Genomic DNA, 8,675 nt, shown 5'->3' with positions numbered 1-8,675 from the left:
AGACAGGGAAGTACGAGCCCTTGCGCAGCTTCGGCATGCGCAGCGCGACCGTACCCGCCCGCGTCTGCCAGTCCCGGTCAGGGTAGCCGTTGCGCTGGACCAGCCGCTCGGCGCTCTTCTCGCCGTGCGCCGCGCCGGTCAGGCCGCCCACCTCCAGCTCCATCAGCCGCTCGGCCGCAAAGCCGATCAGCTCGCGCAGGGCCATCATCTCGTCGGTCATCGGGGGGCGCTCGGTTCGGGGCTGGCTGTCGCAACCCGACCCTACCCGGCAACCGCCGATGACCACCCCGCGAGGAAGCCCGCCCGCTACAGCGCGGGGGAGAGCGCCCAGGCGGGCTTCCTCGCTACCGGCGAGCTAAACCACCAGCAGGGACACGACCGGATGTGCGGCCGTACCACCTCCCCGGGCCGGATCGTAGAAAAGCGGCCCTGATCCGGATGCCCTGACGAATTCGAGAAAGCCTTGCCCGATCAGGTGCGGATGGAGGGGAACGTCGCGCCAGCGGCCCGTCTTGACCCGCCCCGCCTCCGGTGTGATCCGGATGACTCACACGTGGTCATCTTGGCGGATGTCGCAGCCGCGGAGCTATGTCATCTCGTTGACGCGTGCACCACCGTAGGCGCAGAGCCAAGGCACCCATCGGCGGGCGTCGGCATGCCGGCGCGAAAGTCGTGGATCGTGCGGCCCCAGCGCCCCCCCCGCAGGATCGTGGCGGCCTCCGCATCGGTGAACTCGCGATCGCGCGTCTTCGGTTTGTCGGGCACCGCCACGACCACTCCCGCCGCCGGATTGGCTGGGAGCCGCGCGTTCGCGACCGCCCAGTTCATCACTGCGTTGACCGCCGCGACGTAGGCATCCCGGACCGTGCGCGGATCACGCCCGGACGCGAGCAGCTCGGACTTCCACGCGATCAAAGCCTCGCGCGTGATGCGGACGAGGTCGTCCGTTCCGACGGCGTCCTCCAACGCGGTCAGAACGCCCGTCCAGCGCTTGACCGTCGCCGGCGCCAGCTTCGCCTCCGAAGCGTAGCCCGCGAACACGGTACGCCACGGAGCCGGTTCCGGAATCGGCCCGGCGACGCACGTCGAAGGAAAGGCGACATCCTCCACCCTCCGGGAGGCCGGCATGGCAATTGGTCGCCCCGGCCATTTTCGGAAGGAGGGATCGACCGGCTTGGCGATGCCGACGATCGATCCCGTTCCTTGCGGATCACCGTACAGGGCCGCGAGGGCGCGTCTCAGGACGGTCCCACAGCTCGTCGACCTCCGCGGCGGCTTGAAGGTACCGCGTCCTGGCGAGAGCCGGCTCCTTCGTTCCGAGCGTCCTGCGCTCCTCGCACCTTCCGAGAAGCGGCTGCAGTTCCTTTGGCACCCGGCGCCGGAACCAGTACATTCCGGCCTTCGGATGGCGCCACGGGCGTGCGAACGGCATCGGCATGGTGTGTACCACCGCGACGGCCGCGAGCATCTGAGATGCTTGAACTTCTTCTGAATCAAGGGCTTTGGGAAAGAATGGCGGAGAGGGAGGGATTCGAACCCCCGATGCCCTTGCAGGCATGCCGCATTTCGAGTGCGGTGCATTCAACCGCTCTGCCACCTCTCCGCGAAGCGACATCTAGATGCCGCGCGGTGCCTAGCACGCGCGATCGGGCTTCACAAGCGAGCGTCACACCCGGTTTGGATCACATCACGATGGTGATCGCCTGCGCGGCGCGGGTCAGGCCGGTATACAGCCAGCGGGCACGGTGCTCGCGGAAGGCGTAGGATTCGTCGAACAGGGTCACCCGGTCCCATTGCGAGCCTTGCGCCTTGTGAACGGTGAGTGCGTAGCCGTAGGTGAACTCGTCGGTTTCGCGGCGCAGGAACAGCGGGATCTCCTCGTCCGTCCCGGTGATCATCGCGCGCAGCACCTTGATGTCGGTGGGCCGGCGGCGCAGCGCCGGGTCGTCCTCGGGCACCACGTCCAGGCGAACAAGGTCGGGGCGCGGCGGAGCGCGCAGCGCCTGGACCGTCCAGGTCGAGCCGTTGAGCAGGCCCTTCACCCGGTCATTCCGGAGGCAGACCAGCTTCTCGCCGATCGCCGGCATCGGGTCGGTGTGGCCGGCAAGCTCCCGGAGCCGGCCGTTATAGAGGCGGCGGGTCTTGTTGAGGCCGACCAGGACCTGGTCGCATTCGAGCACCTCGGCCGGGTCCAGGGTACGCCGGGACACAACCCGGCTCTGCCCGTAAGTGCCGGGTTCCAGCCGGCCGCCCTCGCGCACGGTCATCGCCATACGGACGATCGGGTCGTCCTTGGCCTGCCGGTGGACCTCGGTGAGCATCACGTCGGGCTCGGCCTCGGTGAAGAAGCCGCCGCCGCGAACGGGCGGCAACTGGGCCGGGTCGCCCAGCACCAGGACCGGACGCTCGAAGGACAGGAGATCGTTGCCGAGATCGGCATCGACCATCGAGCATTCGTCGATGATGATCAGGTCCGCCTTGGCGGCCGGACCGGAGCGGTTCAGCGTGAAGGTCGGGCCGCCCTCCTCAGCCTCCTTGGTGCGGTAGATCAGCGAGTGGATCGTGGCGGCGTCGTAGCAGCCCTTCTGGCGCATCACCGAAGCCGCCTTGCCGGTGAACGCCCCGTAGACCACCGTGCCGTCGACATCCTCGGCGATCCGGCGGGCGAGCGTGGTCTTGCCGGTACCCGCATAGCCGAAGAGCCGGAACACCTGGCTTCCGCCGTCCCGACGCCAGGCGGCGATGGCCTTCAGCGCTGCGTCCTGCTGCGGCGCGTAGGCGGCGGGCAGCCCCGCGCTCACGGCCAGCGCACGGTGGGCGGCAGCGAAGACAGGATCGAGGCGACGTTGCCGCCTGTCTTCAGACCGAAGATCGTACCCCGGTCGTAGAGCAGGTTGAACTCGACGTAGCGCCCGCGCCGGACCTGCTGCTCGACACGGTCCGCCTCGGTCCAGACCGTCCCGACATTGTCGCGGACGATCCGCGGATACGCCTCCAGGAACGCCTGCCCCACCTCACGGGTGAAGGCGAGATCGGCCTGCGGCTCGCCGCTCCAGTGGTAGTCGTAGAAGATTCCGCCGATGCCGCGGGGCTCATCCCGGTGCTTGAGATGGAAGTATTCGTCGCACCACGCCTTATAGCGAGCATGGTCGATGCCGTGGGCCTCGCAGGCGCGCTTCAGGCAGGCGTGAAAGTGGCGGCTGTCCGGGTCGTCCTGGTTGCGCCGCCGCTCCAGTACCGGGGTGAGATCGGCGCCGCCGCCGAACCACGCCTTCGTGGTCACGACGAAGCGGGTGTTCATGTGCACCGTCGGCGCGTGCGGGTTCCAGGGATGGGCGATCAGCGAGATGCCCGTGGCGAAGAAGCGCGGGTCCTCGGCGGCCCCGGGCATCTGCGCGCGGAACTCGGGGGCGAACTCGCCGTGGACGGTCGAGATGTGCACACCGGCCTTCTCGAACACCCGGCCCTTCAGCATCGCCATGACGCCACCGCCGCCGGGCTGACCGGTATGGTCGGTGCGGTTCCACGGCGTCCTCTCGAAGGTCCCGGGCTGCTTCGGGGCATCCGGGTGGAACGGCCCCTCGGCCTCGGCCTCCAAAGCTTCGAAGGCCGCCAGGATGCGGTCCCGCAGGGTCGCGAACCACGCCGCGGCCTCGGATTTCATGGAGGCCACGTCGGCCTCGGACAAGGGGGCCATCAGGGCAGCGCGGGCGTCGTCCGGCATCGTCATGCGATAGGCTTTCCCACCGAGCAGAGTGGGCGTCAATTCGCGGACGTCAATTCGGTTTCGACAGGCCGGCGGCGCCCGTCACCTCAAGACGGCGTCGGCCGGTCGCTCACGGGCTTGAGCAGGCCGGTTGCGCTCGCCACCAGTTCACCCCGCGTGTCGCGGATCTCGGCCTCGCAGAAGATCACCGAGCGACCGGCCCGGGTGACCCGGCCCTCCGCAGTCAGGACTCCGCTGCCGGGGACGAGGAACCGGGTCTGCATGTCGAGGGTCACCACAGGTCGCCCGGCCTTGAGGCGGGCGGCGGTGCCGAGGGCGACATCGAGCAGGGTGCAGATCACGCCGCCATGCGCGATGCCGAGGTTGTTGGCGTGCTCCGGCTGCAGGGCGAGGCGCAGCCGGGTGCGGCCCTCGTGCACGTCCAGCGCCTCGATCCCGCAGTGGTTCACGAACGGGATGTGGGCTCCGAAGACGGTGCCCTGCTTCGATGGTTGGTCCACGCCTTCATCCTCGGATCTGTCCCTGACGGAATCGTTATGGCGCAGGCCGGCGCACAATCCCACGCGGCTGGAATCCGACGGGAACGCCGTGTTTCTGGTCGCTCGCGAGACCGGCCAGCGATTTCCTTAGACGAAGCGGCCGGATTGGGCCCTGCCGGAGGCGTAACGCGCGAGGCCCTGGTGCCCGGGATGCGGTCCAACTGCGCCTCCACGCCGCCGGTTTGCTCGGGGGACGATTTCAGCTGCACCGCCGGCTTGAGTAATATGCGTGTTCATGGGGTGTGCGTTGTGTAAGGAAATCCTCGACGACGACTTGATTTTGCTGCACAGACGATAGAACCGTGCTCCCACCGTCGGATAGAGGGAATCATCGATGGACGACATCGCCACAGAACAGCAGCAGACCTTTATCGAGCAGGCGTCGGACATCGTGTCCGCGTATGTCTCGAACAATTCCGTTCCGATCAGTGAGCTGCCCGCGCTCCTCGCCGGCGTCCACGCGGCGCTGACGAAGCTCTCAGCCCCGGCGGCCGCCGTCACCGAGACCGCCGACAAGCCGACGCCGGCCCAGATCCGCAAGTCGGTGACACCCGACGCGCTGATCTCGTTCATCGACGGCAAGCCGTACAAGACGCTGAAGCGCCACCTCTCGCGCAACGGCCTGACGATCGAGCAGTATCGCGAGCGCTTCGGCCTGCCGCGGGACTATCCGTCGACGGCCGCCAGCTACTCGGCGCAGCGCTCGGAACTCGCTCGCAGCCTCGGCCTCGGCCAGCAGCGCCGCAAGTCCGCAGCCGCGGCTCCGGCGCCGGAGCCCGTCGAGGAGCCGGCCGAGAAGCCGAAGCGGGCGAGCCGCCCTCGCAAGGCCAAGGAAACGGCCTGATCCCAGGCGCCCCGGTTCGGGGGGCTCGATCCGGATGACGGATCCTGGGCGGCACGCCTGCAGCGTGCCGCCCCCGTAACTTATGCGTTGCAGGCCCCGGCCGGGACGGAGGTTTCGCCGTCCGGTCGGCCGCCGCGCCGATCAGGCGAAATCGGCGAGATCGTCGGCCACGTCCCCGGCAGCGATCTCTGTCTCGGCCTTCCCGACCTCGGTCTTCTCAGCTTCCGTCTTCTCGGACCCCTGCTCGGACCGCCGATCGACGGAAGCGGGCCGCCCACCGTCGGCCGGCGCGTCGGCACCCTGCCCGTCCGTGGCTCGATCCGGCACTCGGCTCGCCATGTTGCGCTCTCTCCATTGACGTCTCGGCTGCCGGGAAAAAGCGTCCAGCCCCCGCTCGTTCCGCGCCCGCTCCGTGACAGGCCGTCCCGACCGGAAAGCAGCGGGCGTTCAGACCTTTACGGAACGAAAGGACGCCGGTGACACGAGAGCGGAGAGCGCGAGCCGCCGGTCTTGAGGGGCAGAACGCACGATGGCAGACGCGCAAGCCAGCCCGGATCAGACCTTCATCCTGTCGCCCAACAAGCTCCCGTGAACGCCGAAAGGCTATCCCGAGCGCAGGTCCGACCGATGCATGCTCACCGGAGACATCAACGGCACTGGCTTCCACTGTAATCGTGTCCTCTGATGGCCGGGCTCCATGAGCGCGCCGCCCCCTCACATCACCGACCGGTTCTGCAGGGTCCTGTCCGGCACGTGGTGGCCGACAGCGGGCGGGATTTCACCCCCCGCCTGCGTGCCCGCGAAGGCCGACGGCGTCATGCGCCGAGTCTGAGCGGGTTCGCGAAAAGGTCCCGCGGTTCTGCTTCGAAGACCTGCGCTCGCTCAAAACTGAAGAACGCGGATATGCTGCGGTGTCCTCGAGAGAGCAGCCAGTTCCAGGACCGATCGACCGGGCGGCGACCCGCTCGCGGGCGCCCGCGTTGCACGCCGGGGCACACAGACCGGGAGCACGTGTTGGGCAATCGCTACGGGCTGGAGATCCGCGCGGCGGCGGGACCCGATGCCTCGGGGCTCGCGGGTCTGCTGGGCGAGGCGGGCGTCACGGTCGGTGCGGCGGACCTCGCCGCCCGGCTCGATGCCCTGCAGCGCGAGGGCGGCACGGCGCTCGTCGCTGTGGAATGGGGACCGCCGAGCGGCCTCATCGCGCTCGGATCCGTCCGCACCCTCGAGGCGGCCCGGCCTGTGGGCCTGATCACGACCCTCGTCGTCGCGACTGATTCCCGGCGCAGGGGCATCGGCCGGGTGCTGCTGAAGGCGGCCGCCCGGGCGGCGCGGCAGGCCGGCTGCGACCGCCTGCTCCTCACCGTCGGCCCCGGCCAGGACGACCTGCGCGCCTTCTGCGCCGCCGCCGGCTTCACGGACGAAGGACACATCCAGGAACGCCCGTTGCTGAAGCGGGGATCCGGGGAGACGTGAGCGCCGCGACACCGTGGGCGCAGCCGGCGACCGCTATTGGGCGTTGACCGGGGGAGACTGGAGTTCCGCCGATGACGCTTCGATCCGAGACCCCTCCCCCGCCCGGAAACCTGCAGATCGACCCGCCGCCTGATTCCGATACCCCGACCTCGGCTCAGCTCAAGGGCGACATCGACAGCGGACGGACCGCCGACAAGGCGCCCCACATGGATATCGGGGCCGCCCCGCTCGGCACCTGCGACGAGGCCGGAGGGACGCCCCCGACGCCGCAACGGGTCAGGCTCGCGCGTCTGACCGAGCGTGCGCCCTCGGACAAGGCTGCGGCCGGCTCCGTGCACCAGCGTGCGCCCCGGGTCCTGCCCGCCTTCGTCGGCGTCATCATCGCGGTGGCGGGGGTGCTCGTCCTGGCGCTCTGGCTGACGCATTGAGGCCGGCCTCAGCGGCACTGGGCGGGTTCTCAGAAGGGGACTGAGGTCGCGATGATGCAGGACGGCACGGTCCCGATGGGGGCGGCTTAAAGGTCGATTCACGCCGATGCGGTTAGCGTGAGCTTACTGCAGTCCTGCGTAAACCGATCGTCCATGCCCCCATCCGTCGACACTCCGCCGGACCTGTCCGGGCTCCTCGAACTCTCACGGATCGAGAATCTCGATCTCAAGCCGGTGATCCTCCGGGTGCAGACCGACCTGTTCGTCCGCGCGCCGGGCCGGGACCGGGCCGAGGTCGAGATCTTCGAGTCCTTGGCCTGTGGCCTGATCCCCACGGTGGACGACGAGACCGCCCGGGTGGTCGCCGGCAAGCTCGCCGCCTTCCCAGAAACGCCCCCGTCGGTTCTGGAAGCGCTCGCCGTCCGGGGCGGCACTGTGCGCGACACGGTGGTGGAACTGGCCCCCGTCCTGAGCCATCGCCTGATCGAGGCCGCGCTCGCGGACGGGTCCGACATCGCCGCCCGCATCGCCGCCCGGGTCGGGCTGAGCCGCGAGGCGGTGGACGAACTATCCCGCGAAGGCCGCTCGGAGATCGACCTGGCGCTGGCCGACAATCTCGGCATCACGCTGCGCGGGGCGGCGCTCGCCCGTCTCGTGGGCCGCGCCCGCAGCGCGCCCGAACTCGCGCGCCTGCTCATGGTCCGGCCCGACGTCTCGGCCGCTGACCTCGTCCCCCTGTACCTGCATGCCGACCCGATGCGCCGCCAAGTGATTGGGCGGACCGTCGAGGCGACCGCGGCCCTGCGCCCCTGCCCGCCGCCGCCGCGCGGGCTCGGCGAGACCCTGACCGGCCTCTCGGCCGCCCACGACGTCCCGGCCTTCGTCGCGGCCCTGGCCGACGGTCTCGGCCTCGCGCACGATTTCCTCACCGTGGTCGCCGATCCCGGGGGGCGCTACGACCTGCTGACCCTCGGGCTGCGCGCTGCCGGCCTCCACGAGGAGGAGGCCGTCTACATCTTCCTCACGCTCAACCAGGGCGTCGCGCGCTCCGCCGAACGGGTGGCCGACCTCGTGCGGCTGTTCCGCACCGTGAGCCGGGCGGCTTCCCGGGACCTGATCGCGGCGATCCTCGACAGGCCCCTCTCCGAGCGGGGACGGGGCGAGGCGCATCAGCCCGTGCACGGCCCGGAGGCCAAGCTGCGCCAGGGTGCCGAGCGCATCGGCGCGCAACGCCCGTCCATGCCGATGCGCGGACGCCGGGCAGCGGGCGGAGAAACGGGCTGACGGATCGCGGCGCCGCTCAGTGCGGCTCCGCTCCCCGCCAGGCGGGCTGCCGGTCGCTCGCTTCCAGCGTGTCGTGCGAGGCCGGCTCGGGTCCGTCCGCCGCCGCCCGGCGGCTCAGCTCCGCCATCAGGCCCCGGGCCAGCACGGCGCGCACCGCACGGTCGCGGCCCGCGGCCGGGATCGCCTCGAGGGCGGACGGCAACGTCGCCTGAGCACCCGTCACCGCCGAACCCGTGAGCCTGCGCGCCTCGGCGGAGGGATCCGCGCCGTCGCGCAGCAGCGCGCAGTACGAGAGTGCGCCGATGACCAGCGCGGCGCGCAGCAGAAGGGTCATCGGACGGGTTCCTTCGCGGGTGTCGAGCGCGAAAATCCGCCAG

The 8,675-nt window shown here is 70.0% G+C and carries 12 protein-coding genes and 1 tRNA gene; 4 read left to right on the top strand and 9 right to left on the bottom strand.

Annotated elements, in window-relative coordinates; genetic code table 11:
* The 7 genes from Q8W67_RS20825 to Q8W67_RS20800 form a co-directional block, all read right to left on the bottom strand.
* Positions 1–220, bottom strand: a 220-nt coding sequence (locus Q8W67_RS20825; RefSeq protein WP_305549541.1) for a transposase, incomplete at its 3' end; no start/stop codon positions are given.
* 371 nt (positions 221–591) lie between these two features.
* Positions 592–1,041, bottom strand: coding sequence for a hypothetical protein (locus Q8W67_RS20820; protein ID WP_305549539.1), 450 nt, complete (start codon positions 1,039–1,041; stop codon positions 592–594).
* A gap of 169 nt (positions 1,042–1,210) precedes the next feature.
* On the bottom strand, positions 1,211–1,432 hold the full coding sequence (locus Q8W67_RS26900) for a DUF6538 domain-containing protein (RefSeq protein ID WP_370693921.1): 222 nt from the start codon (positions 1,430–1,432) through the stop codon (positions 1,211–1,213).
* A gap of 81 nt (positions 1,433–1,513) precedes the next feature.
* Positions 1,514–1,603, bottom strand: a tRNA-Ser gene (locus tag Q8W67_RS20815).
* Positions 1,604–1,682: 79 nt separating this feature from the next.
* Positions 1,683–2,801: an ATP-dependent RecD-like DNA helicase gene (locus tag Q8W67_RS20810; RefSeq protein ID WP_305549537.1), complete on the bottom strand. Its 1,119-nt coding sequence runs from the start codon at positions 2,799–2,801 to the stop codon at positions 1,683–1,685.
* Positions 2,798–3,730: an oxygen-dependent coproporphyrinogen oxidase gene (gene hemF / locus Q8W67_RS20805; RefSeq protein ID WP_370693919.1), complete on the bottom strand. Its 933-nt coding sequence runs from the start codon at positions 3,728–3,730 to the stop codon at positions 2,798–2,800. Before hemF ends, Q8W67_RS20810 begins: the two co-directional genes overlap by 4 nt.
* Positions 3,731–3,813: 83 nt before the next feature.
* The gene (locus Q8W67_RS20800; RefSeq protein WP_305549535.1) at positions 3,814–4,227 is read right to left on the bottom strand and encodes a PaaI family thioesterase; all 414 of its coding nucleotides are present in this window, start codon (positions 4,225–4,227) and stop codon (positions 3,814–3,816) included.
* Positions 4,228–4,600: 373 nt separating this feature from the next.
* Between Q8W67_RS20800 and Q8W67_RS20795 the strand changes: the two genes are divergently transcribed.
* On the top strand, positions 4,601–5,110 hold the full coding sequence (locus Q8W67_RS20795) for a MucR family transcriptional regulator (protein WP_305549533.1): 510 nt from the start codon (positions 4,601–4,603) through the stop codon (positions 5,108–5,110).
* A 141-nt stretch (positions 5,111–5,251) separates the two neighbouring features.
* On the opposite strand, the gene Q8W67_RS20790 is transcribed toward Q8W67_RS20795, so the two are convergent.
* Positions 5,252–5,449: a hypothetical protein gene (locus Q8W67_RS20790; RefSeq protein ID WP_305549531.1), complete on the bottom strand. Its 198-nt coding sequence runs from the start codon at positions 5,447–5,449 to the stop codon at positions 5,252–5,254.
* Positions 5,450–6,124: 675 nt separating this feature from the next.
* On the opposite strand from Q8W67_RS20790, the gene Q8W67_RS20785 reads away from it, so the two are divergent.
* From Q8W67_RS20785 to Q8W67_RS20775, 3 genes are all read left to right on the top strand, one after another.
* A complete protein-coding gene (locus Q8W67_RS20785; RefSeq protein WP_305549529.1) occupies positions 6,125–6,586 on the top strand; it encodes a GNAT family N-acetyltransferase in 462 nt (153 codons plus the stop codon).
* Positions 6,587–6,657: 71 nt separating this feature from the next.
* A complete protein-coding gene (locus tag Q8W67_RS20780) occupies positions 6,658–7,014 on the top strand; it encodes a hypothetical protein (RefSeq protein ID WP_305549528.1) in 357 nt (118 codons plus the stop codon).
* A 153-nt stretch (positions 7,015–7,167) separates the two neighbouring features.
* Positions 7,168–8,298, top strand: a complete 1,131-nt coding sequence (locus Q8W67_RS20775) for a DUF2336 domain-containing protein (RefSeq protein ID WP_305549526.1) — start codon at positions 7,168–7,170, stop codon at positions 8,296–8,298.
* Positions 8,299–8,314: 16 nt separating this feature from the next.
* On the opposite strand, the gene Q8W67_RS20770 is transcribed toward Q8W67_RS20775, so the two are convergent.
* Positions 8,315–8,632, bottom strand: coding sequence for a hypothetical protein (locus tag Q8W67_RS20770; protein ID WP_305549524.1), 318 nt, complete (start codon positions 8,630–8,632; stop codon positions 8,315–8,317).
* Between the last annotated feature and the right edge of the window lie 43 nt (positions 8,633–8,675).

This window comes from Methylobacterium sp. NEAU K, assembly GCF_030700285.1.
Classification (GTDB): Bacteria; Pseudomonadota; Alphaproteobacteria; order Rhizobiales; family Beijerinckiaceae; genus Methylobacterium.
The sequence above is the reverse complement of the archived record's forward strand: the minus strand, read 5'-3'. Positions and strand labels throughout refer to the sequence as shown.

What these genes read in the sequence shown, in the direction of transcription:
- hemF (WP_370693919.1), bottom strand. Translation starts at nt 3,730, where the DNA reads ATGACGATGCCGGACGACGCCCGCGCTGCCCTGATGGCCCCCTTGTCC.
- Q8W67_RS20775 (WP_305549526.1), top strand. Translation starts at nt 7,168, where the DNA reads ATGCCCCCATCCGTCGACACTCCGCCGGACCTGTCCGGGCTCCTCGAA.
- Q8W67_RS20780 (WP_305549528.1), top strand. Translation starts at nt 6,658, where the DNA reads ATGACGCTTCGATCCGAGACCCCTCCCCCGCCCGGAAACCTGCAGATC.
- Q8W67_RS20770 (WP_305549524.1), bottom strand. Translation starts at nt 8,632, where the DNA reads ATGACCCTTCTGCTGCGCGCCGCGCTGGTCATCGGCGCACTCTCGTAC.
- Q8W67_RS20795 (WP_305549533.1), top strand. Translation starts at nt 4,601, where the DNA reads ATGGACGACATCGCCACAGAACAGCAGCAGACCTTTATCGAGCAGGCG.
- Q8W67_RS26900 (WP_370693921.1), bottom strand. Translation starts at nt 1,432, where the DNA reads ATGCCGTTCGCACGCCCGTGGCGCCATCCGAAGGCCGGAATGTACTGG.
- Q8W67_RS20790 (WP_305549531.1), bottom strand. Translation starts at nt 5,449, where the DNA reads ATGGCGAGCCGAGTGCCGGATCGAGCCACGGACGGGCAGGGTGCCGAC.